The organism is Methylophaga sp. UBA2513 (assembly GCF_002341285.1).
Lineage (GTDB): Bacteria > Pseudomonadota > Gammaproteobacteria > Nitrosococcales > Methylophagaceae > Methylophaga > Methylophaga marina.
Genome location: NZ_DDNT01000021.1, coordinates 298,179 through 325,135, shown reverse-complemented (window position 1 = coordinate 325,135; position 26,957 = coordinate 298,179). Strand labels below are relative to the sequence as shown.

27 protein-coding genes are annotated in these 26,957 nt (G+C 44.5%); 4 read left to right on the top strand and 23 right to left on the bottom strand.

All coding sequences use genetic code 11. The features are described from left to right. The 16 genes from B3V56_RS14090 to rapA form a co-directional block, all read right to left on the bottom strand. On the bottom strand, nt 1–239 hold a 239-nt coding region (locus tag B3V56_RS14090), incomplete at its 3' end, for an efflux RND transporter permease subunit (RefSeq protein WP_289284440.1). 2 nt (nt 240–241) lie between these two features. Continuing rightward, nucleotides 242–1,339 (bottom strand): efflux RND transporter periplasmic adaptor subunit, encoded by a 1,098-nt coding sequence (locus B3V56_RS14085; RefSeq protein ID WP_289282130.1) that lies wholly within the window; start codon nt 1,337–1,339, stop codon nt 242–244. Between the two features lie 337 nt (nt 1,340–1,676). Further along, nucleotides 1,677–2,363 carry a hypothetical protein gene (locus B3V56_RS14080; protein WP_286304574.1) on the bottom strand — a complete coding sequence of 229 codons (687 nt, stop codon included), beginning with the start codon at nt 2,361–2,363 and terminating at the stop codon, nt 1,677–1,679. Beyond that, nucleotides 2,360–3,139, bottom strand: a complete 780-nt coding sequence (locus tag B3V56_RS14075) for an FTR1 family protein (protein ID WP_289282131.1) — start codon at nt 3,137–3,139, stop codon at nt 2,360–2,362. The genes B3V56_RS14080 and B3V56_RS14075 overlap by 4 nt, the downstream gene beginning before the upstream one ends. 5 nt (nt 3,140–3,144) lie before the next feature. Continuing rightward, nucleotides 3,145–3,468 (bottom strand): cupredoxin domain-containing protein, encoded by a 324-nt coding sequence (locus B3V56_RS14070; protein ID WP_286304572.1) that lies wholly within the window; start codon nt 3,466–3,468, stop codon nt 3,145–3,147. After that, nucleotides 3,461–4,792: an ATP-binding protein gene (locus B3V56_RS14065; RefSeq protein ID WP_289282132.1), complete on the bottom strand. Its 1,332-nt coding sequence runs from the start codon at nt 4,790–4,792 to the stop codon at nt 3,461–3,463. Before B3V56_RS14065 ends, B3V56_RS14070 begins: the two co-directional genes overlap by 8 nt. Beyond that, on the bottom strand, nt 4,789–5,448 hold the full coding sequence (locus B3V56_RS14060) for a response regulator (protein WP_286304570.1): 660 nt from the start codon (nt 5,446–5,448) through the stop codon (nt 4,789–4,791). Before B3V56_RS14060 ends, B3V56_RS14065 begins: the two co-directional genes overlap by 4 nt. Continuing rightward, nucleotides 5,429–6,091 carry a tetratricopeptide repeat protein gene (locus tag B3V56_RS14055; RefSeq protein WP_289282133.1) on the bottom strand — a complete coding sequence of 221 codons (663 nt, stop codon included), beginning with the start codon at nt 6,089–6,091 and terminating at the stop codon, nt 5,429–5,431. The genes B3V56_RS14060 and B3V56_RS14055 overlap by 20 nt, the downstream gene beginning before the upstream one ends. Nucleotides 6,092–6,102: 11 nt before the next feature. Next, nucleotides 6,103–6,888 carry an SDR family oxidoreductase gene (locus B3V56_RS14050; RefSeq protein ID WP_289284439.1) on the bottom strand — a complete coding sequence of 262 codons (786 nt, stop codon included), beginning with the start codon at nt 6,886–6,888 and terminating at the stop codon, nt 6,103–6,105. Continuing rightward, nucleotides 6,876–7,544: a TenA family transcriptional regulator gene (locus tag B3V56_RS14045; RefSeq protein ID WP_289282135.1), complete on the bottom strand. Its 669-nt coding sequence runs from the start codon at nt 7,542–7,544 to the stop codon at nt 6,876–6,878. The genes B3V56_RS14050 and B3V56_RS14045 overlap by 13 nt, the downstream gene beginning before the upstream one ends. Beyond that, nucleotides 7,545–9,026 carry an AMP-binding protein gene (locus tag B3V56_RS14040; protein WP_289282136.1) on the bottom strand — a complete coding sequence of 494 codons (1,482 nt, stop codon included), beginning with the start codon at nt 9,024–9,026 and terminating at the stop codon, nt 7,545–7,547. Continuing rightward, nucleotides 9,019–9,729, bottom strand: a complete 711-nt coding sequence (locus B3V56_RS14035; protein WP_289282137.1) for a thermostable hemolysin — start codon at nt 9,727–9,729, stop codon at nt 9,019–9,021. Before B3V56_RS14035 ends, B3V56_RS14040 begins: the two co-directional genes overlap by 8 nt. Before the next feature lie 78 nt (nt 9,730–9,807). Further along, nucleotides 9,808–11,064 (bottom strand): TolC family protein, encoded by a 1,257-nt coding sequence (locus B3V56_RS14030; RefSeq protein WP_289282138.1) that lies wholly within the window; start codon nt 11,062–11,064, stop codon nt 9,808–9,810. Between the two features lie 79 nt (nt 11,065–11,143). Beyond that, nucleotides 11,144–14,278: an efflux RND transporter permease subunit gene (locus B3V56_RS14025; protein ID WP_289284438.1), complete on the bottom strand. Its 3,135-nt coding sequence runs from the start codon at nt 14,276–14,278 to the stop codon at nt 11,144–11,146. Further along, nucleotides 14,275–15,513 (bottom strand): efflux RND transporter periplasmic adaptor subunit, encoded by a 1,239-nt coding sequence (locus B3V56_RS14020; protein WP_289284437.1) that lies wholly within the window; start codon nt 15,511–15,513, stop codon nt 14,275–14,277. The genes B3V56_RS14025 and B3V56_RS14020 overlap by 4 nt, the downstream gene beginning before the upstream one ends. Before the next feature lie 16 nt (nt 15,514–15,529). Continuing rightward, nucleotides 15,530–18,379 carry an RNA polymerase-associated protein RapA gene (gene rapA, locus B3V56_RS14015; protein ID WP_289282143.1) on the bottom strand — a complete coding sequence of 950 codons (2,850 nt, stop codon included), beginning with the start codon at nt 18,377–18,379 and terminating at the stop codon, nt 15,530–15,532. Nucleotides 18,380–18,572: 193 nt separating this feature from the next. Between rapA and B3V56_RS14010 the strand changes: the two genes are divergently transcribed. Continuing rightward, a complete protein-coding gene (locus B3V56_RS14010; protein ID WP_289282144.1) occupies nt 18,573–19,157 on the top strand; it encodes a YigZ family protein in 585 nt (194 codons plus the stop codon). Here B3V56_RS14010 and B3V56_RS14005 read toward each other — a convergent pair. The 7 genes from B3V56_RS14005 to B3V56_RS13975 form a co-directional block, all read right to left on the bottom strand. Then, nucleotides 19,144–19,785, bottom strand: a complete 642-nt coding sequence (locus B3V56_RS14005) for a class I SAM-dependent methyltransferase (protein ID WP_289282145.1) — start codon at nt 19,783–19,785, stop codon at nt 19,144–19,146. The two genes, B3V56_RS14010 and B3V56_RS14005, sit on opposite strands and share 14 nt — an antisense overlap. Next, nucleotides 19,786–20,508 carry a DUF445 domain-containing protein gene (locus tag B3V56_RS14000; protein WP_289282146.1) on the bottom strand — a complete coding sequence of 241 codons (723 nt, stop codon included), beginning with the start codon at nt 20,506–20,508 and terminating at the stop codon, nt 19,786–19,788. It lies immediately after the preceding gene. Then, nucleotides 20,501–20,785 carry a hypothetical protein gene (locus B3V56_RS13995; protein ID WP_289284436.1) on the bottom strand — a complete coding sequence of 95 codons (285 nt, stop codon included), beginning with the start codon at nt 20,783–20,785 and terminating at the stop codon, nt 20,501–20,503. Before B3V56_RS13995 ends, B3V56_RS14000 begins: the two co-directional genes overlap by 8 nt. Before the next feature lie 19 nt (nt 20,786–20,804). Continuing rightward, on the bottom strand, nt 20,805–22,097 hold the full coding sequence (locus tag B3V56_RS13990) for a M18 family aminopeptidase (RefSeq protein WP_289283582.1): 1,293 nt from the start codon (nt 22,095–22,097) through the stop codon (nt 20,805–20,807). Between the two features lie 76 nt (nt 22,098–22,173). Beyond that, nucleotides 22,174–22,617, bottom strand: a complete 444-nt coding sequence (locus tag B3V56_RS13985) for a hypothetical protein (protein WP_289284435.1) — start codon at nt 22,615–22,617, stop codon at nt 22,174–22,176. Nucleotides 22,618–22,668: 51 nt separating this feature from the next. Further along, nucleotides 22,669–23,094, bottom strand: coding sequence for a hypothetical protein (locus tag B3V56_RS13980; protein ID WP_289244341.1), 426 nt, complete (start codon nt 23,092–23,094; stop codon nt 22,669–22,671). Nucleotides 23,095–23,098: 4 nt separating this feature from the next. After that, nucleotides 23,099–23,560 carry a YcgN family cysteine cluster protein gene (locus B3V56_RS13975; protein ID WP_286304552.1) on the bottom strand — a complete coding sequence of 154 codons (462 nt, stop codon included), beginning with the start codon at nt 23,558–23,560 and terminating at the stop codon, nt 23,099–23,101. Here B3V56_RS13975 and B3V56_RS13970 point away from each other — a divergent pair. The 3 genes from B3V56_RS13970 (at nt 23,559) to B3V56_RS13960 (ending at nt 26,957) form a co-directional block, all read left to right on the top strand. Then, nucleotides 23,559–24,038, top strand: a complete 480-nt coding sequence (locus B3V56_RS13970; RefSeq protein ID WP_286304551.1) for a DUF6231 family protein — start codon at nt 23,559–23,561, stop codon at nt 24,036–24,038. The two genes, B3V56_RS13975 and B3V56_RS13970, sit on opposite strands and share 2 nt — an antisense overlap. A 68-nt stretch (nt 24,039–24,106) precedes the next feature. Then, nucleotides 24,107–26,194, top strand: a complete 2,088-nt coding sequence (ppk1, locus tag B3V56_RS13965; protein WP_289284434.1) for a polyphosphate kinase 1 — start codon at nt 24,107–24,109, stop codon at nt 26,192–26,194. Between the two features lie 7 nt (nt 26,195–26,201). After that, nucleotides 26,202–26,957 carry a ParA family protein gene (locus B3V56_RS13960; RefSeq protein ID WP_289283585.1) on the top strand — a complete coding sequence of 252 codons (756 nt, stop codon included), beginning with the start codon at nt 26,202–26,204 and terminating at the stop codon, nt 26,955–26,957.

The following is a 26,957-nucleotide window of genomic DNA, read 5'->3' as shown; positions in this document are numbered from 1 at the left end:
ATGCGTTGTTTGGGGATCCCCAACATCTCAACTTCGACTAAAGCGGTAATGCGGCTTTCCACCTCTTCCGGCGTCATACCCGGGGCTTTGAGGATAATCTTTACCTGTGTTGTCGAGACGTCTGGAAAGGCATCAATCGGTGTATCGTTAAAGGCTTTCCAGCCAAAGCCGATCAGAACGACTACCAGAATCAGCATCATCAGACGCTGCATCAATGAAAAACGAATAAGACCATCCATGTCTATTCTCCTACTGCTTGCCAGGCAGATTTAAGTGAGGACACGCCTTCTTCTACCACATAGCCTGTACTTAAGAATTCATCTGATACAGTCACTTTATTGTCTGATTGAGAAATGATATGCACAGGGCGCAGACTGATGGATTGACCATCAAAATAAAAGATATGGGTTATGCCGTCGATACGTAATATGGCTTTGTAGGGAATCTCATAAAGCACAGAACTGTTATTTTGCACAAAACAAACCTGTACAAATTCACCGGGCGTCAACAATTCTGTATGTACTGACGTTTGTGCGCGAACTAACACGCCCTGATCAATATCATGAACTTGCCTACCGACTGTCATAACAGCAGCTGAGACATCTCTGTCGCACACTACCACTTTTGTGCCAGTATTAACGTTACTGGCGATGGCAAGTGGTACATGGATTTCCAACCAGAGCGTTGATAAATCGGCCACTTCATATAAAACATCTGATGCCATTACCCGTTGGCCAATCACCGCATTTTGTGCCATGACCACACCATCACTGGCGGCGCGAACGTGTAAGTGGCTGTCCATGGTTTGTTGTTGCTTTAATGTTTTAATGGCTTCTAATGGCATTCCAGCTAGCTGCAGCGTTTTAATTTGACTATCAACCAGTGTTTTTTGCTGTTGGTAGCGTGTTTTGGCATCCAGATAACGACGCTCGGCAATAATGCCTTCATTAAATAATTGTTTATCACGCTGCATCTCGGTCAGTAATTGCGATAACAAGCCCTCAGCCTGTAAATATTGGGTTTGTAGCGTCAACAAGGCTGGACTATTAAGTGTGGCCAGCACTTGACCTGCCTTAACAACATCGCCTTCAGCTACTAACATTTGGGTGACGACACCTTCCTGACTGGTATGAACAATATGGCGGTTCGCATTAGGCACAGACACTTTGGCGGGATAATGATGACTTTTAGTTTCAGAAACGGATACCGCAGCCTGATATGACACCCCAAGATTGTCCATTTGGGTTTTATCCAGCTGCAAACTTTGCGCATATGCAGGGATCGATGATAAACCAAGAGTCATCGTCATCAATAAGGGGCGCAATATATTACTAAACATCATGTTTTCCTGAATAAAAGAGAGATGAAATAAGCGTAAAGACCAAAGAGTGTATGTGGGGAGCCAGAGCTTGTATGGTCGTTATCAGATAGCCGAATAGATGGCAGTTTTGAGGAAAAAACACAGGTGATTTTTTCAAACGGAAAGTCAAAACTGTGTTTGTCAGATGTGGTATTTGAAGATGTGTGTTGATAAGGCTTGCCAGCCCACTGTCTATCTCGATCGGGTGTTTTATTATCCCTGTTTGCATCACTTGGCTCTACTCTCATGAGATAGTCGTCATATTAGTGATGGCTTATTAACAAAACCTTAAATGATTAACAAAACTTTACATTGACTAAAATTCAAACTCAGTCAGAAAACGTAATGTGGCATCAGGGGACTGTTTGCCCACACCAAATAATACCCCGGTTTCCCAGTGAAGTTTTTTTCCTGCAGAAAAGCGAATATCGCCCAGTGCAACCGGACCAATAGCACGAGTTTCATCACCAGCATAATATTCGACAGCAGGTTCAAAGCTGGGGGATAAACGATAACGAGCTTGCATGCCTAAGGCTGTTTCAAGCTCTTCCTCAATATCATCACCCCACTCGTATTCTAACCACAGATTCGCAGCGCCTACCCATCTACCCCATTGTTTTTCCATGAGTAGTCCAGTAGCTGCTTCCCATTGATCACGAATATTGGATTTTTCAAGCTCGGTGACCAGTCCCCAGTCTATCGAGTACTCTCCCTGCTCGCTTAGTTGCCACTTTGCTTCGAGTTCATAGCTATGCAAACGAAAATTATCGTTTTCTTCACTGGCGGTAAGATAGCCTTCAACATAGAGTCGATCAGACAATGACTGCCCATAACTGAGTTTTTGTAAACTGTCGCCTTCAGCGCTAATCATCCGCCACTCGACTTCTTTTTCTAATGGCTGCACATAGGGATGGTAGATTTTATCAATGGATGAACCATCAGCCTGCACCAGGAGAGGTGTAAGAAATAAAGCACTAGCAATGGTGATTAAACGGTATTTCATGAGTTTCGGTCTCGCTTTATAAAGCTGAACATCGCCACACAAAACAAGGTAGCCATACTGAAAAGGTAGGCAATAACCTGACTAATTTGAGGGGTGGCTTCATAGCCTACTAATGCAAACAGAAGTTGCCCGGCCACAGAATGTTCATCAATGATATTAGAGCTATTCCAGATAGGTTCTGATGAGGTGAATAGATCTGCCTGAATCAGGAACTCTATCGCTTGCGACATTAAGCTTCCCGCCACAAATAACAATAATAGATAGCCAACCCACACACCATGTCGGGGGATAAGGTTCACAATAAAATAATAAATGAACACCCCCACACTGACACCCAGACCGGCGCCAACCGCACCGCCCATTAATACTGGCCCTAGTAAATCCGGTACGCCAAAGAATCCAGTGATAAATAACAACACTTCAGATCCTTCGCGCATCATAGCCAAAATAACGGTGCTCATAATGGCCAGAATGGTCAAAACTCGACAACGTCTGTCATTTTGGTGAGGCACCACATAGACAAAAAAGAGCAAGGCTATAAAAATCAGAATATTTATCGAGGCATTGACAAGCTCCTGCCCAATACCACCAAAAGCCATTGATACATGACGAATCGTTAGCGCATAAATAACGCCGCTTATCAGCCCCAGGATTAATGCCAATAACATCCATTTTAAACTGCGATTCAAAATCTGACTCAGCGCCAGAAATACACTAATAATTAATGAGGCTTCTAACACCTCGCGCAAAACAATCACTACTGCATTCAGTAACACGTCATTTACTCCGCTATGACCTTGCCTTGTGCCGTTTTAGGGAAAAATTCGCCAAAGAACGGATACACACCGGCCGGAAGTGGACCAATAAAGATAAATGCCTGACTATTGCCTGCAATTACCTTCTCCCGGTTTAGTTCATAACTTTCAAACTCTTCAGCTGTCGGATCCATATTTTTCACCAACAGTTTGACTTTGGTATTGGCAGGGATTTTGACTTCATCGGGAAAGAAAAGATGATCACGAATTTCGATTTCAATCACGGGAGGGCCAGCCAACACCGGCATTACCAAAAACGATAAGCATAAAAACAAACCAACTCTACGCATAATTGACTGCTCTCAGAGGAAATATAACATCGACTTTTAATCCATGGCCCCAAGCGGATGTCCCCAACTGAATATGGGCATGATGTAAATCAACAATATGTTTAACAATAGTCAAGCCAAGTCCACAGCCAATGACACCACTATTGTGCTGATCACCATGCAGGCGATAAAAACGTTCAAATACACGCTGATACTGTTCTTCAGGTATGCCTGGACCAGAGTCTTCGACTCGAAATAACACCCCTTCTTCATGACGCCTCACCACCACATGAATACGACCTTTCTCCGGTGTGTATTTATTCGCATTATTTAGTAAATTGCTTATCAGCGTTTCCAGTGCAAACACATTACCTTCGATGATGTGTGACTCCCCATCCATTTCTATCTCTTGCTGTTTAGACTCAAAAGCATGATAACTTCGAGCGATAAGTGATTGAACTAATTTAAATAAATCCACACTCTCAAACTTGACTGCCGCCTGATCGGGTGATGTTCGGTATAAAGCAAGAATCTGTTCGATCAGATGTCCCATACGTTCAACACCATCACGCAATAAGATGATGTCTTCGTCATCATTACCCAATCTTGCTCGCAAATTATGTAAATGCACTTTGAGCACGCTGACGGGGGTACGTAACTCATGTGCCGCATCGGCTGAGAAACGCTGTTCTCGGTCAAAAGCCTCTGCCAAACGCAATAACAGACTGTTCGTATTATTCACCACAGTCGTTAATTCTTTTGGCACACGCTCCAGTTCGATAGGCCGGAGATCATCTGCTCTTCTCTCACTCAATTGGCTGGCAAAGGTATTGAGCGGTTTAAGGCCAATCCCTACTGCAAACCAGATAATTAATGCGGCTACAGGTATTACCATCACAATAGGCAGTAATGATTCCATCACCACATCTTCAGCCAGCATATAACGAATATCGATACGCTCGGCTACTACGATCCATCGCTGTAAAACCTTGTCACGGTATACATAATTTCGCCAGCGATAGCTACCAAAATTCGTATTCTGAAAGCCTTCATCAAGGTCGCTAAGTACGCTATCGGGTGCATTTTCCGAACGTGTTAGCAAAGCCCCTTTATCATCAATTATCTGAAAAAAGGTATAAGGCGTTTGCTGATTGGTAACGGTTGCTTTACCAAGCTGACGCGAGTTGGCAGAGGCAATCAAAATCGCGGTACTTTCTAACCGGGAATCAAACAATGTTTGTGCTTTATGCATGCTTGATTGGTAGCCATGCAATAACGATACAAAGTTTACCAGCGTTATTGTGGCCAATAACGCCAATAATAAATACAGACGAATAGACTTCATTGCGTTTTAATTGTGTAACCCACACCACGCACGGTTGTGATGAAGTTCTCAGGGAGTTTCTTTCTTAAATGATGAATGTGGACTTCAATCGCATTACTGGCGATTTCCTCTCCCCAGCTGTAAAGCTTACTTTCCATGCTATCGCGGGTCTGCACTCGGCCAACATTCTCCATCAGCATTTTTAACAGCATGTATTCACGACGAAAAAAGTCGACATTCTCACCGTTAACTTTCACCTGCTGGGCACGAGTATCGATGGACACATTACCTACGGTCAGATCAGCATGTTTCAGGCTACTGAGCCTGCGTTCCAGTACACGCAGGCGCGCAAGTAACTCATCCATTTCAAACGGTTTGGCCAGATAATCATCTGCGCCACTATCGAGCCCTGCGACTTTATCCTGAATAGAATTACGTGCCGTTAAAATTAATACCGGTAATTCAGCATTACGCCGTCGAATTTGTTTCAGGACTTCATTACCGTCCATATCTGGCAGGCCCAGATCCAACACCACAATATCCGGCTCAGAAGAAGCAATACTATTAATGGCTTGCTTACCTTCACTCAAATGATTAACGATAAAACCTTCGTTTTTCAGACTGGTTTGTAAGCCTTTTGCGAGTGAAACATCATCTTCAATGAGTAATACCTGCATGTTGATCATTCCCTAGTTTGTATCTGACCTGCTGTAAGGCTTTTTCGATTTCTTGCTGTCTTCCTTCATCTGCAAGGGGTCTAGTTAGTCTGGCAGGTGCTTGTTGAGCTTTTAACAGATAAGTTTCTGCTTCTTTATACTGGTTATTATCTATTAAATACTGTGCATAGAAAAAATTACTATCTATGCCCGTTGGATTGATGGTCAAGGCTTTTTTCAACATCACTTCGGCTTTGTCATCATCGCCAAACCCAATAGGCCAACCAGGCACTTTTGCATACAAGGTTCCAAGGCTGGTATAAGCCGAACCGTCCAGTGCTGTATCATCTAGTTTCATCGCCTGTTCAAGGTCTGCTTTTGCGGCTTTGGCAAGTGATAAAGCACCAAGACCACCTTTGGCACCGGCATAACTTGATTCGATAATGCCACGCCAGATATGTGATTCCGCCGCATCTGGATATTGCTTCACCACGCTATTCGCTTTTTCAACCAAGCTTTCAAAGGCTTTTTCTTGTGCATCACCTGTTAAAGTGTAATTCACTTTAGCCCAGTCATGCTGCAAATCAGCAACACTTTGCATCACATCGGCACTGACAGGTAGACTCACCAGCCCCAGAATCATTGAGAATATATACGCTTTCATCATTTTCTCCATTAAAAATAACGTTTTATGATAGGTAGTTGTTTGATAATTGATTTATCAACAATGCCTGGCAGGATACTGTTGATTCTGACAAACAGTTTTTCAGGCCAGCCAAAATAATGTCTTCGTTTATCCGTAAGCAAAAAGTCGACAATGGCATTCGCTACTTGCTCAGGGCTGTCCATCGCACTGCCTAATGCTTTGTTCAGTTCATTGACATTGTCGTTATTAAGCGCTGTTTTTGTGGCGCGAGGTGCAAAGTAACGCACATCCACTCCGCTGCCAGCCAGTTCACGATGAAGGGCTTCACTAAAACCCCGCAAGCCAAACTTGGTAGCACAATAGACGCTATAACCGGGCATGCCGATACTTCCCAGAATAGAGCCAACATTGACGATGGTTGATGGTGCATTTTTTTCCAGTAAAGGAATGAAATCGCGTGTCAGTGCAATCTGTGAACTCAGATTAATTGTTAACATCCGTTCAATATCGTTATCTGAATGATCGGTGATGGCAGCAAAACGGTTGATACCCGCCAGATTAATGATCATTTGCAGCGGATAAGGCAGGTTTTCACAATAATCCACCAGTGACTGGCGCTGCGTTGTCTCACTAACGTCAGCGACAAAGTCGTCATGCTTTTCGCCTAAGCTGGCTTTCAGTTCAGTTAGTTTGTCTGCATTGATATCCGTCAATATCAGCTTAGCCCCCTGATCGTGTAATGCCTTAGCTAACTTTTGCCCGATACCACCGGCTGCACCGGTAATCAGAATGGTGACATCTCTCAGACTGTGCATGGCATCTTCTCTTCAGTCAGGCTACGGAAGATATTGCCGTAGAGATAATAAAAGCGTTTGGCACTGTGAATAATGAGATCTTGTTCGGCGGGATCGGTGATTTGATTCATCAGCCCTTCGAAGAATTTGACATGATCCTGATCCAGCGCCCCATGTGATCGCAGATAACTAAAGGCTTTAGTCGGTAAACCTAGTGCATTTTGAATACTTTCTGCGGCTTTATCCGCTGTGGTGATACTAGTGCCTTCCAAGACATGTACCATGCCAAAAAAACCTAGTGGATTGATGCGATGTACCATGTCATAAGCATAGGCGACCATCATTTCTGTCTGCAGATTTGGTTGACTGTGTCTGACCGCTTCTTTATCAGCACCACAGGCGGCGATATCGTTCAGTATCCACTCCTGATGGCCTAATTCTTCTTCAATATATTCAGCCACCGCATTACGTAACCATTCTTTTTGTTCAGGTAAGACACCACCAACACTCATCAAAAGTGGCACGGTATGTTTAACGTGATGATAGGCTTGTGTCAGAAAGTTAATATAAAGCTCGGTAGTGATATCGCCTGTCATCGCTTTGGCAATGATCGGTGCACTGAATAATTGCTCACGTGCTGCCGCTGTTTCTGTTTGTAATCTATCGAAAAAAAGCATTTATGCCTGCTCCTTGTATAAAGCATTTATTTGGTGAGAGTAGCTGTCTAGAATTTGTGTTCTGACGGGACGACCATTTGCCGTCAACGTGCCGTTTTCCACACTGAGTGGCCATTCAAAGCGCTGCCAGTCTGCTAGTTGCGCGTAATCCGGTAGGCGTTTGTTGACCAGGGCTATCCATTGGTCAATCATCGCATCGGTGGTAGTGTCAAAACGAGGCTGAACTAAGACACTGCAATGTGATTTTGCATCTCCAATCACCGTGCAATAGGCCAGAATAGGATTTGCCAATAACTCGCTTTCCACCCACTCCGGATTGATATTTCTGCCAAAGCTACTGATTAATAGATTTTTACGGCGCCCGTTAATATGCAAATAATGGTTGTCATCTATAAAACCTAAATCGCCGGTATTTATCTGCTGCGGATACCAACTATCAGGATGATTGATATAGCCTAAAAAGCAGTTACCTTTAACAATGATTTCACCGGACTCAATACTGACTTTTACATGGTCAAGACACTGACCGACACTGCCTATTTGCCGATAATTTGGGCTATTCAGACTGACCACCGAGCTACATTCAGATAAGCCATAACCCTCAAAAACCGGTAAGCCTAAATCACCAGCTTTCCGTAACAAGTCTGCAGATACACGGCTGCCACCCACGGCAATAAATTTCAAACTATCAGGTACTGGCCAGCCTGTTTCAGTGGCTGACACCAGAGTCAGTAATAATTCGGGTAATAACACCACACTTTCTGGCTGATGTTTGCTCAGCGTTTGTAAAAATTGCTGAACATCAAAACCTCGTCCACCATTAAAGCCAAGCTCGGCTGCTGGTAATAAGGTGACCGATCCTCTGCTTAGCAAAGGTGCGTAAATGCCGGCTAGGTTTTCCAATAAGGTGGTCAGCGGTAATACACACAGGTGTTTGATAGCTTGTAATTCTGTACGTTGGATAATGGCATCAGCCACAGCTAATTGATTATCTGTGCTCATACACACCCCTTTAGGCTGACCAGTAGAACCCGATGTAAAGGTAATTTTTTGGGTTTTCTCTGGAATTTGACTATGACCTTTCTTGGCTAATGGAAACAAAATCAGATTGTCCGTTAACGACAGATGCAACTGGTCAAACAGCTTGAGTGATTGAAATAATGTCGTGCCTTTCGATTCGATTAACGCTAATGTGCCACTTTCACTGATGGCATGATGTTGTTGTTCTGCCGAAAAAAAGGCTGGAATAGGCAAACTGATGACGCCGGCTTCATAACAGGCCAGATCAATACACGCCCAGTCGACACTGTTGTCGGCATATAAGGCAACGACATTCTGTGTATAAGGTAATAGCAGTTCAGTTAGTCTATCCACTTCGTCTATCATCTGACGCCAAGTCAGCTGATGATATGGGTCCTGCAAGGCCAGTGCGTTCGGCTGTTGTGTCGCAATCCGACGTAAACGTTCGACTAACTCAGTCATGACGAAAACTCGCGACAAATTCATTTAATTGATGTTGGTAGCTCTGACGTAAATACAACATAAGGGGGTTGTTGTTAAGTTTTGCCATGGTCTGGCGAATATGACTGGCCACCACAACAGGCTTATCATCGTAATAACTACCCCAGCTTGCCCCTTTATCTGGCAACCTGGTTGGGTCTGCAACACGGATGGCAATAGTCTCAATATCTAATTTCGCCAACCACTGAGAAACGGCTGAATTAGCCGTAAACACAACCCATTCATAACCGGCTTGATAGAACAACTCAGCAAGAAGTAAAAATAAGGTCTGAGTCGCACGTTGTCGTCCTGAGGCCAAGTTTCCGATTTCTACAATGGCATCACGTTGAACGACTGTTTGGGTAAGAATACTGAGCGTCGTTTGAATATCATTATCAAGATAATATTCAAGAAAAAGATGTGATGAATAACTGGCTGGCTGGAAACCAAGTGCTGCTGAAACTAAACCACCTGTCCTGGCAGACAAGATAAACGGCAGAAAATGGCTGATCTCTGCACCGTGTTGTTTTTCAAAGCGCTGATAAATAAATTGTTCAGCGTCCATTCGTCCCGGCTCATTGGCTTTTGCCAGTGTGAGTGGAAAAACAGGCTGAATAATTTGTCGCTCTGCGACGCGTTCAGAGCGGCTTTTATTGACAGACTGTGCCAACGATCTAGCTTCCATAAAATTCCCCTTTGGAGGTGGTATGGAGGCTAGATTAAAAAAGAAAGCTTAACGAAAAATTAAGCTTAAAAAGCTTTATTAATTATTAGACAGGATTATCCCATGCGATTGATTTAATTCAGAAATCTGTTGCTTTATTTGTACTTCCAACAGGCGCTTTCTGCTCTCATTATCATTAGCCAACGCCTGACTGCGCAATAAATCAATCAAATTAATTTCACCTAAATCAAAGGCGCGCTTTTGTAATTGATAATACTGCTGGGTAGTTTTATTTTGTTCCGTGATCAAATCCAGCTGCTGCCGACTACTGTTTAATTCTTCATGAGCAGCGACTTGTCGTGTTTTTAGATCACGCCATAATGATTGACGTGTCACCTGAGCATCAGCTAGTTCGGCTGAGGCTTGAGCGATGGCAGGCTGCCTGTATGCCTTATCATCCAACGCCATGCTAAACCCGATACCCAAGCTATTGGTATAGTCTTCCGCTCTATCACCCCGTTCTCGTCTGACGCCAACAGACAGGCTAGGATTTACTGCACCGTCATATTGTGCCAGTCCCATTTGTGCCTGTAATCTGGCTATCAACTGATCCTGTAACTGCAACTGTGGATGTTGTTGTACGTCTTCGGAAGGGGTGATGACGGTTTCTTCGACCTGTTTTGGCAGGGTGTTTTCACCGGTAATCAGTTGATAAATTTTCAACCGTTGTTGAAGCAACGATGCTGCATTGACCATTTTGCTATGTGCTTCCAGCGTGTTACTGCCTGCCAGTAGTCGTTCAGTTGAAGCAAGATCCCCCGCTTTTACCCGGGACTCCACATCGTTTTGTAACTTTTTCGCGGTTTCCCAAGTCAGTTTCGCTTGTTCTAACTGCGCTTCAGCTAATTTTACTTGCCAGATTTGCTGCCTCACTTCACCCGAGGCTTCCAGTTTCAATGCTTGCTGATAGGCAGGAAGTTCAGCCGCTATTTTTGCTGACAATGCTTGTTGCTGTTGTTTTTGGCCGGGTAACCAAAGCGGTAAGTCCACTCCCCCTTCCCACTCTTGAGAACCTCGTCCAGTACCAACTTCATCACTAAACAGACTTAAATTACCGGTGATAGGTTCTGCAAATAAGCTATTGCTGTATGAGTCATTTGCCTGCTGCAGCTGCTGATACTTACCTTCAGCTAGCAGGCCGGGTAGACGCTGATACACTTTATCAGTGAGTGAAGCCAGATCCAGTCCGGCAGAATAAGGCACTTTGCTGACGGATTCTGCATCGTTTGCAAAAGAAGTGAGCGGGCTGAAAGTGCTTATAAAAGCGGCCATCACAATAGGTGTATATCGTCGCATGTAAAATCCTTAACTCAATGCTGTTCGCTCAAATTTAAGCAGCATGCACCGTGATTATTAAGTCAGACTTAATACAGTATCAAATTGTCACTGTTTGTGTTCGCTTCGGTAGAAACTTATCTGCCATCTGCTCATAAACAGCCAGCATCGCAGGTATGACCAATAACACTAATACTGTTGAAAACATCAAACCAAATGACATAGATACAGCCATTGGAATGAGAAATTGTGCCTGTAACGAGGTTTCAAATAATAATGGTGTCAATCCGGCAATGGTGGTCAGTGAAGTCAATAATACCGCGCGAAGTCGTTGTGTAGACGCTTCGATAATGGCTTGATGTGTCGCAAGGCCAGACTCTCTCAATTGTTTGAAAAACGTCACCAGAATGATGGAATCATTCACCACAATGCCTGACAGACCAAAAATACCAAACAAAGACAAAATGGTCAGATCAATACCCAATAACCAATGACCGATTAAAGCACCGATAAGACCAAATGGAATGGCTGCCATGACAACCAATGGCCAGCCGTAAGAGGAAAAGACCCAAGCCAGCACCAGGTAAATCATCACAAAAGCCAGCAACGTGCCTTGGGCCATATCAGTCATGGTCTCTGCTTGTTCTTCGGCACGACCTTCGTACGCTATTTTCACCCCATACTTAGAGGATAAGGCCGGTAAAAACGAAGCTTTCATATCATTTAGAATGGCATTATTATTATTCACCACAGCATCAACGGTCGCCGTGATATGTATGGCTAGTTGGGTATCGGTATGTCTGAGTACATCAAAGCCTCGCCGAGACTCAAACTCAACCACACTGGATAACGGTGCACTGCCACCGTTAGGCAATCTGAGCATAAAATTTTCTAATGTCGCTAGCGTATTGCGTTCTGCATCAGGTAGCATAATGCGCACTTCTACTTCATCATCACCATCCTGAAATATCTGAACTAACTGACCATCAAATGCTGCTCGTAATTGACGTCCCACATTTTCAACAGTCAATCCCAGCACATCGCCTTGCCCTTTGATGCGATAGATTAACTGTTCCTGACCATAGGGCATATCATCTTCAATCGCACTGACACCGGCATAGTTTTTTAACTTCTCGGCGATCTCATGTGAGGCTTTTTTTAACTGCTCAGCTGTCGCGCCACTCAGACGAATATCAATATCACTACCCGGTGGACCGCCACGCATTTCACTAATCGTAAACGTTTCAATCCCGGGCGGAAGCTCGATATATTGTCGCCAGTCATGAATGAACGCTTTGTTTCTAATATCGCGTTTATCAGGCGAAATCATCTCCAGTTGAACAGAGCCAAAACGCTCATCCGCCTGACTGCTACTGACATTAGAATTGGCAGAAGATGCACTCCCTAAACGTGTCACAGCCATCTTGACGATATTTTGCTCGTAATCAGCCTCTGCTTTATCCAAAGCCAGATTGATGTGCTGCAAAAATTGCTCAACATCTTGCTTCGGGGTGCCTGCCACGAAACGGGCATTCGCTGTAATGGTTGTGCCTTCTGGCGAGGGGAAAAAGTTAAATAAAATTCTACCACTGGCCAGCAGGCTGATAGACAGAATCAATATCGCCAATGTGAGACTGATCGTGACCACACTATTTTTAACAGCCAGAGTAACCAGAGGCCTAAAAAATTGTTCACGAAATTGTTCAAATTTATCATCAAGCCAGACTCTCAACTGACCTGGCTTATCATGATGCATACTGTGAAAAGTGTGGCGTAAGTGCCCGGGAAGTATTAAAAAACTCTCCACAAGCGAGGCAATAATCACACAGATCACCACAAAAGGAATATCAAACAGAATATTGCCAATCACACCGCTTATCAGCATCAATGGCAGAAAAGCAGCAATAGTCGTTAATGACGATGAGATAACCGGCGCTAACATGCGCCTTGCGCCACCTTCTGCAGCGGACAAGGACCGCTCTCCACTTTGGTAGTGAGATAACGCATCTTCGCCCACCACGATGGCATCATCGACAATAATGCCCAATGCCATGATCAAAGCAAACAAGCTGATCATATTGATGCTGCCGCCGAGCATGTACAAAACGGTCAACGCTGCCATGAAAGACACGGGAATACCCACGGCCACCCAGAAAGCGACTCTGCCATGCAAAAATAAAAAGAGAATCGCTAATACCAGGAGAAGTCCGCCCAAACCATTACTGAGAAGCAGATTTATACGCTCCTGAATCAATGACCAACTGGCATCATAGACTCTAATATCCACGCCTTTGGGTAAAGTGGGTCTGGCTTGTTCTAGCCAGTTTTCCATAATCCTGGCAGAGGCCAATGCATCAGCATTTTCGGTTCGCAGCAGTTCAATCTCAACGGCGGGTTGGCCATGATAAAACACCTTGACCTGATCACGCATGGCACGACGCTCAACATCGGCCACATCCTCAATCAGTAAAACGCGCCCCTCATAATCACTTTTTAGGGAGATATCACCAAAGGCATCAGCATCACGGCGTTGATCGAGACTACGGATTTGGCGTGCAGTTTCACCATTACCAATCTCCCCGGCAGGCAAATCCTGACTTTGGTCAGCGACACGTTGACTGACATCACCAAAACTCAAACCCAATGACTCTAGTGTTGAAGTGCTGACTTTAATCGCCATTTCTTCATCAGGTAATCCAGTGATATTGACTCTGGAAATGCCGGCATCAAGCAACTCATGCTCAATTTGATGCACCAGTCCACGTAACTCATCTAAGTGGCCATCTGTCGTCACCAATAATCTGGCGACGTTATCGTATCGCGTCACAATACTGATTTCAGGTGTTTCAGCATCACTAGGCAGATTTCGCAAACGAGCGACATGATCTTTTACCTGATCAAGCGCCTGTCCCATCTCTGTACCCTCTTCAAACTCCAGAGTCACCAGAGACGAGCCGTAGGATGAAGTTGAGGTCATTTTATCGACGTAGTCGATGGTGCGGAGCTCTTGCTCAATGCGACTGGTCAACGCATCTTCTACATCTTCAGCGCTGGCCCCACGCCAGACAACACTGACGGTAATCACATCAAGTGCAAAGTTAGGGAAAAATTGCGTATTGAGTTTACTTAACGACACAAACCCACCGATTAACATCATCAGCATGAGTAGGTTTGCCGCTACCTTATGCTGGGCAAAAATACCAATGATATCTGTGCGATGTGCCGGCAGGCTCACAGGGCAGTCTCAACCGCTAAACCCGTGATGGCATTAGGAAGCTGTGTCGTCACGATTAAGTCACCCGCTTGTATAGCATCACTTCGGATTAACAATTGCTGAATATTATCTTCCGTGATGACTTCCCCCACCCGCTCGATGGTCATGGCTTTTAAATGTCCATCCTCTATCACATAGATACGATCCAGCCCGTATAGCGCACTAAAAGGCAGTTTAATAACATGCTGTTGTTCTGCGAGTTGGAGCTGCAGTTCGACAAACGTGCCTAAAGGTAATGTGTTGCTATGATTCATTAGCCGGAACAAGCCATCAACCCCTCCACTATCAAGTCTGACTTCTCCTGAGAGTCGCTTTAATTCTAACTTGATTGGCTCACCGTCAATGACAGTGGAGGCGATGATTTGTTGCCCGTTTTCCAACATCTTACGAATTTTCTGGCTGTAACGGCCGGGAATTTGGGCTCGTACCTCTAGATTATTTAGATCATAAACCTTAATCAGACTATCGCCTGGCCTAACACGATCGCCAATAGCAACATTCAATGTCGCAACACGACTCGCAAAAGGAGCAAGTATATCGGTACGTCCCAGATTCACCTCACTCTGTTTGAGTAAGGCTTCAGCTCGTTTTTTAGCCGCTTCTAGCTGTGCCAGTCGTGAAGGATGCTCGGCGATATCATTCTGTAATTGTTTAAGTGCCAGCACTTGTTGTTGGTAAGCTGATAAGGACTCATCCAGTGTGGCGCGAGATGTCAGCTTGTTTTGCTCGAGTTTTTTAGCTCGCTGAACCGCATTATCTGCCAGATTGACTAACTGCTTCTGATTATCCAGCAAGTTAAGGTCGCGTTGATAACGCACATTTTCATTGGCAATTGAAGCAATAATTTCATCCACATCAGCTTGGCGCTGCTGCTTGACGAGTTCAACATCCGTTTTATCAAGCTGCAGTAGTAATTCACCTCGATCAACAGTTTCACCTTCCAGCACCATTACTGATTCAACATCAGCTTCAACAGCCGCTTTAAGATTGGCATCACGTGGAGTTTCAATCCGACCATACACAGTTATTTGTGGACGTATTGTTTGGAACTCAGCGGGAATGGCATTCACCAGCCAGGCTTTTTGTTTGGTGTCTTTGGCTGTTGCTTTTGGTTTAGTGGCAATAAGTGCAGCCACAATCAGAACAGTCAGGCCAAAAATAATGAGTGGTATAACAACTTTTTTCAGCTTGACCATTCTGATATCTGTCTCTTTAGTTAGTGGGATCAGTCACAATAGCCACCCGTATGGCATCCAGCGATAATGAGGCTGATTGAATGCCAGCATTCAACTTTTCCTGGCGCTGTTTCAAATAATCCAGCTCTTGTTGTCGGATATTCGGGTTGACTTTTGCCAAGGCACTCAAACGCTGATACTCCTGCTCCAACTCATTATTCATATTAGCCAGTGCTTCCTGCTTTAATGTGTCTTCCATGTCTGTCACCGCATTTTTGGCCTGGGCGAGCAAGTTCTCGACAGGGCCACGGGCATGACGAATCAATTCCTGAGCTGTTGCTCTTGGGATGCGACCGGCTATTTTATTGAAATCATGCTCATCAAACACGGTTTGGTATTGTTTACCACGTTCATCCACCACCAGTCTAATGTGGCTTTCAGAAATAAAGCGTTGAATCTGTAGATCTCGTTCCGAAATAGTGCGCATAACAAATATGGCTTCCAGTAATAAACTGCCGGCTTTCACCTCATCAGTTGCTAAGGTACAAAATGCACTATTGCCTAAATCACTATTCAATACCATATCCATTGCGCCCAGCACCATAGGATGTTCCCATGTCAGAAAGCTCATATCCTCACGACCCAGTGCTTTGTGGCGTTGATAGGTCGCAGTCAGTCCTTCATCTGGCAGTTCCGGGAACTGTGTCTGCATATGCGTGCCAGGTTCGATGATAATGCTGTCTGTGCTATGAGGATGTTGATCTACGCCGAAGGCATCAAACACATCATCCATAAAACCGGCCAACTCAAGTGAACGGGATAACATTTCAACATCCGCCACAACTGATTCTGCCTGAGTCTCATTGAAGGAATGACGCTCAAGTAAGCGATGGCGCCCAGACTGAAGTTCTGTCAGCGTTTGCTCGGAAACTTCCTGTGTTTGTTGTATCAGACTATCTAATAAACCCTGGTTTGCTGGTTCAGCCATGGCGGCTTCCAGTGCTGGTTTTGTCACATTCGCAATACGCTGTCCTGCAGCCAACACCTGTTCAAACGCATTCATACCCTGGTGATACCACTGCAATAAAATGGATTGTGCTGTATCGGCGTAATAAGGGACATGGATATGCACATCATGATGCTGCCCGATACGATCCAATCGACCAATCCGTTGTTCCAACAAATCCGGATTAACCGGTAAGTCAAATAACACCAGATGATGTGAAAACTGAAAGTTACGTCCTTCACTGCCGATCTCGGAACAAACAAGGCACTGCGCCCCATCTTCATCATCTGCAAAATAAGCTGCAGCACGGTCACGATTCACCAGGCTCAACCCTTCATGGAACACTGCTGAACGTATGCCTTGACTGATATTGAGATGGTTCTCAAGCTGTTGGGCGGTGTCAGCCTGAGCACAGATGATTAAGATTTTATCGTCGCGATGCGCTTTAAGAAAATCAACCAGCCAACTGACGCGGCTATCGTGTTTTAACCAGTCAACATCGGTGAAATGTTGTTCAGGCAAAATAATATGACTCAGATCTTCATCAGACAAAGCATCCGGAAGCGGCAATTCATATTGGTGAAGTAGTCGATTCGGGAAGCCTTTCACCACATCACGTGTATTTCGATACAGCACCCGACCGGTGCCATGTCTGTCGAGAAGTTGTTGAATGGCATCCACTTTTGTATCGATGTACGCTTCTTCAGCACTTAACTGCTCAAATAACATCTCATCGAGATATTCCTTAAGCTGTGACTGCTGCGCTGGTGATAATTGCGTCCAACTTTCTGCGGCATCAAGCTGTTCGATTAATTCGCTGACTGGTTGATATGCTGCTTCTTGCTTCACAAATGCATCAAAATCATAAAACTTATCAGAGTCGAGCAAACGTAGGCGCGCGAAATGACTTTCAATACCTAATTGTTCAGGGGTGGCCGTTAACAATAATAATGCCGGAATCTGAGCCGCGAGCGTTTCAACCAGTTGGTAACCCTCACTTGATTGTTCAGGTGACCATGCCAGGTGATGCGCTTCATCCACAATCAACATATCCCACTCTGTCGCCAACATGTCGACCTGCATCTGTGGGTTAGCCAATAGGTTATTTAACCCACACAACACCATTTGAGCACTCTCAAAAGGATTGCCTTCATCAAGTTCTTGCAGCGCGTCGTGCCTTTCGTGGTCAATCAAGGTAAAAGTCAGATTAAAGCGGCGGAGCATTTCCACTAACCATTGATGCAATAACGCATCTGGCACAACGATAAGTGCTCGTCTGACCTGACCGGATAAGACCTGTTTGTGCAAAATCAGACCTGCTTCAATGGTTTTACCGAGTCCGACTTCATCTGCCAGTAACACACGTGGTGCAAATCGTTGCGCTACCTGCTGAGCAATATATAGCTGATGTGGTAAAAGTTGAACACGGCCGCCTAATAAGCCATATGCCGGCGATTTTAGGAGTTCATGCTGATAATTGAGTGTTTTTGCACGTAATTCAAACTGACTGTTTTTATCGACCTGACCAGCGAAAAAGCGGTCTTGAGGCTGGTTAAAGTGAACACGGCTATCCAGATCCATTTCATGGATACTGATGGGTTCACCCGTCTCGGTATCGCCTTGATAGATATAACAACCATTAAAGGGTTGCACGGCGCTAATCACAAAACTCACATCCTCACGCGTGCTGACTTTATCCCCTTCAGAATAGATGACACGGCTTAAAGGCGCATTATCAGCAGCATAAAAACGACTCTCTGCCGCCGCGGGGAAGAATACTTCAATACGACGTCCACTGCTTTCCTGAATGATACCCAGACCAAGCTCTGCTTCGCTATTACTGACCCAGCGTTGGCCTACGATAAATGCACTTTCTGACAATGTGTTTTGCTCCGTTATCTCGATGTTTAATGTTCAACGGTTATCATCGCCAAACTGATTACTGAAGCATAATGATAACCGTCTGCTCAAACGCTTTTTATGACGGATAATATGTAGCCTCGTTGACGACAAAAATGTTGTTAGGCTCGATATGGTAAATTGTTGGCTTGTTTTTTCCTATAGCCGAGTGTTCATGGCCACAGAATTTTACACCGTTGAGACCACCACTGAGGTGGAATATGAAATAAAAAAGTCCCGTTTTATTGGCGTTATTATGCCCTGCCAGAGTGAAGATGACGCCCTCCGTAAATTAGGTCAACTCGCTCGACAACATCCACAAGCCAATCACCTCGCTTTTGCCTGGCGCATTCGCCAACCAGAAGGCTTTTTAACTGAACGTTTTCATGATGCCGGTGAGCCATCAGGTACAGCGGGTCGTCCGATACTCGCTCCTTTGGAAGGACAAAGTCTTATCAATACAGTCATTGGCGTAATTCGTTATTTTGGCGGTGTAAAACTGGGCACTGGCGGACTTACCCGCGCCTATGGCGCAGCAGCAAAACAAGCGATTGCTGAGGCTGATATCGTTAAATGGGTAGAAATGGCAGAAATGACATTAGAGATTGATTACTCACAGCTACAACTCCTCGAATACCAGCTCAAACAACTACGTGGAGAAATTATCGATCAGAGTTTTACGGATAAAGTCGTGGTTAGCATCATACTGCCTGCACAACATCAGCAAGCTATCCGACAACAATTTATTAGCGACTATTAGCCTCTAACATAATCAGTCGTCCATTAATATACGGTTTATTAAAGTGACATTTATCAGCAATATAGCTGATTGTATTACGGTGATATATGAATACATGCGTCGGATCATTCTTATAATTCCAGCGATGAAAATCGATCGCCTCATGATAGATCTCCGTCATACAAAATAGTCGCCCGCCTGGTTTTAAACAATCTCTGAGCAGAGCAAAACTGTTTGCCGGTTGATGGAAATGCTCGATGACTTCACAGCTGCAAATATAGTCGTATTGTTGCTTCAACAGCTCATCATCATTAAAAAATAACGGGTCATAGGCTGCAATGGTGAAACCTGACTGATTTAAGACATGTGTAATCACCGGTGCATGTCCTGCACCGAAATCAAGCCCCTGATGATGCGATTTAAAAAACTGTTGAACAGCTTGGGTAATCGGAGAAACAAAGTGTTGAAAGCGTTTATCTTCTACATCATTTAAATGTTCCAGATAACGGCTCTGTTCTGCTTGGCGATCCGGCCATAAGGCCGGATCCATAAACACGCCATAACAAAAATCACACTGATGATATAAACGGTGTTTGAACTGATAAAACACCCTGGCCTGATGTTGGCAGAGTGGACAGGAAACCGTCATCTAAATCGGTAAAAAGCTGGTAATAAAACCAATCAAGCCGCCAAACACCCCACCCCAGACCACTAGCCAGCCTAAATGAGTGCGTATCATGTCTTGAACCATATTCTTCACCATTAGCGGCGTGAGTTCATCAAGACGTGATTCCACTATATGTTCGATTTGCATATGGATATCATCAAACACGGCATGGCTGTTGAGTTTTGAACGAATACTTTGCTGAAATGAGTCACTGTGAGCAATATCATCCAAAGAACGTGTCATTTTTTTAATAAACGGCTCACGCAGGGGTTCGAGTGCAGACTTACCACCAAACATAGAGAGCATGCTGCCAAAAGACGACTCCATAATCGTCGCAACCAGACTATCGTAGACGGGTTCTAAATCCGTATTCTCAATAACATCCGAGAAATCCAGCGGGTGTTGCGCATTATCAGCGACCAGTTCAGCCAGAAATCTATCGACATTTTCTTTGCTAAAAAACTGTTGCATGACCAGCTTATGAATACCGGCCTTAAACTCAGCAAAACGCTCTACCACGACACCAGAACCATACAATCCCGGTACTTTCTCAAATAGCATATGAATGGCTATCCAGTTTGTCAGACTACCGGCCAGTGCAAACAAGCCGGTAGCCAGAATCGCCTTTGAGGCGTTTGAATCAATAAATAATCCGGTAGCAACAAATGTGGCTGCTACCAAGTGGGTTATTAAACTCTTATTCATCGGTCCATTTAGTGAGTGCGTTGATAATTTGTGAAGCTTGGTCACGGCTTGAAATATTAAATTTAGAACGCTGGCTGTACTCGCCATTGCGTTTTTGATAACGACGAATGGTGTATTTATCAGGACCAAAGTCACCGGTTTTACGATCAAGATCCTGATAACGGAACATTACTGTTGCCCATGCGCCTTTTGTCAGAATCACTTTGTCTAGCTCTTTAACCGTCATCGTGTCACCTTCATGGTATTCAACGGTTAATTCGTCCACTGTCTCAGCCATATGGATAAAAACTCCTCAATTATTTTTGATTGAAATAGGCGGTCAATACTTTATGTAGCATCACCGCATCCTGACTACCTGCTAATTCGCGAATGGAATGCATGGCAAATGTTGGCAAACCGATATCGATCGTCTTTACACCGATATGAGATGAAGTAATAGGCCCAATGGTACTCCCACAAGCCATATCTGTTCTGACCACAAAATCTTGAACCGGTACATCATTCTGCTCGCATAATTGCCTGAATAAGGCACTGGTCTGACTACTGGTAGCATAACGCTGATTGGCATTGGTTTTAATAACCGGTCCTTTGTTTAGTAAAGGACCATGTTCAGCATCATGTTTATCTGCATAGTTAGGATGAATGGCATGGGCATTATCCGCTGAAATCATCAACGACTGTTCGACCATACGCTGATACGCTTCATTGCCATCGACGAGTCGCTGTAATACGGCTTGAAGGAAAGTGCCCTGTGCGCCAGAAACAGATTGACTACCAACCTCTTCATGATCATTACATACCAGTAATGCCGATCTTGTATTGTCTGCAGCAAGTAAAGACTGCAACCCCACATAACAGCTCAGTAAGTTATCCAGTCTGGCGCTTGTTATAAAATCTGCAGACAAGCCCATTACTGCTGCTTTTTGCGTGTCATAAAAACACATTTCATAATCCAACACCCGACCGATGTTGATCTCAGGATGCTGCTGTCGGCATTGCTGTTCTAATAGCGCCCGGAAATCAAGTTTATCTCCGTCATCCATCTGAGCAAGAATCGGAGGCAGATGCAATTGCGGGTTGATACTGCGATTTTGATTCGCCTCTCTGTCCAGATGAATGGCCAGACTGGGGATAGTGGCAATAGGGTCTTTGAAATCGATAATGACTTGAGCAATTTGGCCTTGTGGATCCTCATAACTCACTCTGCCAGCAAGTGACAAGTCACGATCAAACCATGGGTTTAATAAGGCACCACCATACACTTCAACACCAAGCTGAAACAGGCTTTGTTGCACTTTTTCTGGCTTAGGTTTCACTTTCAGGCATGGGCTATCCGTATGTGCTCCCACCATACGAATCCCCGTATTGCTTAAATCATTCCCAGTTAAGGTGAATGCAATAATCGAAGCCTCACGAATAACAAAATAATGGCCTGCGTTTAACTGTCCCCAACTATCGGCTTCATGAAGCTGCTCAAAGCCCTTATCTTCTAATAACGTCTGCAGAGAAGCTACTGCATGGTACGGGGTCGGTGAAGCATCGAGGAATTGGCATAAACCCTGGTTAAAGTCGCTTGGCGAATATTTCATAATCAACGTCACATTACATGGGAGTAATAAAAGATTGGCTTATGATACCGATTTTCAAGCGGGCTTGTTACTGATGTTAATCATCAATTATCTGACCACGGTAGATTCGCAATGGCTTTTTGACTTTCGGCGATGGTGTTTGTGACACTACAGTTCGTTCATTTTCCTCAATTTCGACGCCGCGATAGATGCGTTTTTTACTGGCTGAAACCGGGTGAGGCACATCGTCACGATCAGAATCAAATGATACATTTAAAAAACGAAATATATTGGTGTCATCATCAAGAAAACTTCGGCCAGCCAATGGCATTTTGACGTTAGGTTTAAACGAATAACGCTCTACCTCCATCTCAGACCAATGTTTTAATACTTGTTCGCCACGATGAGGACCATGAGATAAAGCCACTACCCTGCCTTGTTCAAGCAAGATATGACAGGCACGATTTTGTATTGTGGTTATAAAGAAAGTCCCAGTCTGTTCTGCCTGAGACAGCGTGTAGAGTTGTTTGAGCACTTCCATATTATCTATCATAGATTGCAGAGCGAGGGTTGATGAGTTCGGTTTAGCTTATTACAGCTCGTCATCCTCTTTCACTTTTTTTCTGGGTCGTTTCGATAAACCACCATGTAAACGACAGCGATCAGCGAGTGCGCCCATCCCCCATCCTTCAGGTGAACGGATGGCGACAGATCGTTTGCAACGCTTACCACCTGGCAGGCGCGCACCGCATTCTGGTCGATAACGTTTTACTTTTTCCCAGCCTTCTAGTGTTTGTGATGCTTTTCGAATCACTTTCACTTCTCGAGGTGCTAACTGGTTCTGGTCAACCGGATGTGTTTTCTGATCAGTTTGTCGCCACCAGTAACGCACAACAGGAACAGGGAGACCAAATCGGCGAGCCAGATCATCAGGTTTACGGTAAATCTCCATTTCAAGCAGCAGGATGGCTGCTTGCTCTAATCTGGCTGTAAACTCTCGACTCTCTTGTGGTGTCATTTAACTAGTCAGCCTCGTAACTCAGGGAAATGATGGCTTCGGTTAACTCTTCTACATCATCTTCTGGCTGTGCTATTTCACGAACTGAAATGCCGGCTTGGTGAACACTGTCTGGGTTACCAGTTATAAGAGGATGCCACTCGGGTAAATCTTCGCCTTCGGCTAAGAGACGATAGGCACAGGTCGCGGGTAACCAATCGAAATAATGCGCGTTTTCAATACTTAATTGAATACAGTCAGGTACGATGGTTTGACGATTATCGTAGTCTTTGCATCGACAGCTGTTGATATCTAATAAAGAACAGGCGGCTTTTGTGTAATACATGCGCCCATCATCTTCATCTTCTAGTTTATGAAGACAACAACGTCCACAGCCATCACACAGGCTTTCCCATTCATCGTGTGTCATCTGACTGAGACGTTTATGTTTCCAGAACTCAGTAGATGTTTTATCCTGCTTAGTCATGACTGATTCAATCGCCCTATCCAGCTTACTGACACCTCTCATCGAGCAGTTTAATCCTAAAACGATTTTAACGGCTGGAGAGACAGCAGCAAGTTGTCTGCAAACCGATAATGATACTAGATTGCAGCATCTCGCGACACCGTTTACACAGCAGCAACTTCAACATATCGAAGCGGTAGACTTGGCTGTTATCAGTCATTTAACGGAGTCCATCGACAAACCTGCTGCTCAGGCGTGGCTTGGCACAATCAAGAATCAATATGCGCCTCATGTTATTCTGATTAGCCACACTGAATTAGCGACAAACAACCAATGGCAATTTACTGATTACCTGGCGATGGGATTTAAGCATATTGCGGGAACAGAAGAAGGTTTGCGCATCTTCAGTTATGCAATAGAAAACTACCAGCCCAAACGAGATTGGCTGAACAGTCGTTTTTGGGCAAATCCGGAAATGTATGACAAATACCGCTGGTAATTCATCGCATTGTCATAAAACTGCATTATTATAAAAAAATCTGTGTAATAACGATCTGCAAAGGCAATATGACTGAAGAAAACACTCTCGATTTAAATAACCCGGCTCTTTACATCAACCGTGAATTAAGTTTACTCGAATTCAACTGGCGTGTTTTGCAGCAAGCACTTGATACCAATGTGCCTTTGCTGGAACGTCTCAATTATTTGTGTATCTCCAGCACCAATCTGGACGAGTTTTTTGAAGTACGTGTTGCTGGTTTGATTCAGCAGATTGAAATTGGTGATCCCTACATCGAGTCCGATCAAATCACGGCTCAGGAATGCCTCAAATTAATCAACCAGCGCGCGCATGAGCTGGTTGAAGAGCAATATCGTGTGCTCAATGAAGTGCTTTTACCAGAATTAGAACAAGAATCGATTCAGGTTCTACCTCGTTCACAGTGGACAGACGAGCATAATGCCTGGCTGAAAAACTACTTTCAGGAAGAAATCTTACCGATTCTCAGCCCAATGGGCCTAGATTCGGCACACCCCTTCCCTCGCTTACTCAACAAGAGTTTGAATTTTATTGTGTCACTGGTGGGTAAAGATGCATTTGGCCGTGACCGTGGTTATGCCATCTTGCAAGCACCTCGTGCACTGCCACGTGTGATTCAGCTTCCAGCTGAAATGCATGCTGAAGGCGAATATAAGTTCGTTTTCCTGTCATCCATCATCCATGCCTTTGCTGAAGATTTATTTTTTGGCATGAAAATAAAAGGCTGTTTCCAGTTCCGTGTCACACGTAACAGTGATTTAGCCATTGATACAGAAGAAACCAGTGACCTGCTGGCCACCATTGCTGACGAACTCACCCAGCGTAACTACGGTGATGAAGTTCGTTTGGAAATTGCACACAACTGTCCGGAAGATATGGTGGAATTCCTGCGTAATGAATGTGCGATGGAGCGTGATAATGTCTACCTGGTGAATGGTCCTGTCAATTTGAGTCGAATTCAAACTGTCTGCTCATTAGTTGATAGACCTGATCTGAAATTCAGACCGTTCACCCAAGGTCGTCCAAGTGGCTTAACTCTGGATGTTGATATCTTTGACGCGCTGCGTAAACAAGATATGCTTTTGCACCATCCTTACCAATCGTTTACCCCCGTCATCGACATGATTCGTCAAGCAGCAGCTGATACCAGCGTGCTTGCAATCAAACAAACCCTCTACCGTACAGGTGCTAAATCACCGATTGTAGATGCCTTGGTCAGTGCGGCTCAGGCGGGGAAAGAAGTCACAGTTGTGGTGGAATTACGTGCTCGCTTTGATGAAGAAGCCAACGTCGCGCTGGCATCTCGCTTACAGGAAGCTGGCGCCCATGTAGTGTATGGCATTGTGGGTTATAAGACACATGCCAAAATGCTACTTATTCTAAGACGAGAAAATGGTAAGTTACGTCGCTACGTTCACTTAGGTACCGGTAACTATCACCGCAGCACCTCACGCATTTATACCGATTACGGTTTACTGACCTCTGATAAACAAATTGGTGAAGATGTAAACAATCTGTTTATTCAGCTCACCAGCCTCGGTAAAATTCCGCAAATGCATAAACTGCTGCATGCCCCCTTTACCTTGCATGAAGGCTTACTGGCCAAAATTGAAAAAGAAATCGAATCTGCCAAGGCTGGCAAACCGGCCAGAATCATTGTAAAAGTCAACGCGGTTGTTGAGCAGGAAATGATTCAGGCGTTCTACCGTGCATCAATGGCTGGGGTAAAAGTCGATTTAATCGTCCGTGGTATCTGCTGTCTCAAACCTGGTGTTGAAGGCTTGTCTGACAATATTCAGGTCAGAAGTATTATCGGACGTTTCCTGGAGCATACGCGGGTTTTCTACTTTGAAAATCAAGGTTCACCTGAAATCTGGGCTGGCAGCGCCGATTTAATGAAACGAAACTTATTACGTCGTGTGGAAACCTGCTTCCCGATTGAATCTAAGAAATTACGTAATCGCATTTTGGACGACTTGGAAATCTATCTTTCAGATAATTCACAGGCGTGGATTTTAAATGCTGATGGCCGTTACCATCGTGTTGAAAAAGAAGATGACGCTCCATCAATTTCTGCGCAAACGACCTTATTAGAGCAAATGGCCAAGTCGTTCTAATCTCGTTATGGAAACTATTGCTTTTTTCAATCTGAAAGGCGGCGTCGGTAAAACGACGTCCGCCGTCAATATCGCCTGGCATGCCGCTAATGAAGGTATCCCCACACTGATATGGGACTTAGATCCACAAGGCGCATCCAGCTGGCTGTTGAATACCGATGCTCAATCGGAAACAAAACCCAAAAAATTACTCTCGGGCAAAACGCCTATCGGTGATTTGGTCAGAACTACCGAGTTTGACCACTTGGATATCATTCCCGCTGACTTTTCTTTCCGTCACTTGGATAAACAATTGAGCGAACAAAGTGATCAGGGTAAAAAGAACCTGATTGCCAAACTGGTAGAACCGTTCAGTGAAAATTATGCGTTGATGATTTTGGACTGTCCGCCTAGTTTTTCCCTACTGACAGAACAGATTTTTGCTACGGCTGATTCCTTATATCTACCGTTGATTCCGACGCATCTGTCGTTAAGAACATTTGAGCAAACCCGTGACTTCTTTAAAGAACATAAATTAAAGCCTAAACGTCTACATGCTTTTTTTAATATGGTGGACAGACGTAGAAGCATGCATCGCGTGATGCTTGCCCATCCACCTAAGATGCTGAAAAATGGATTAAAAACAGCGATCCCCTACGCTGCTGTGGTAGAAAGAATGGGGGATCACCGTCAACCATTACCGGCGTTTGATAAACAATCAAACGTCAGTCAGGCTTATGCTGAATTATGGCAAGAAATCAAACACACCTTGTCTGAATTCTAA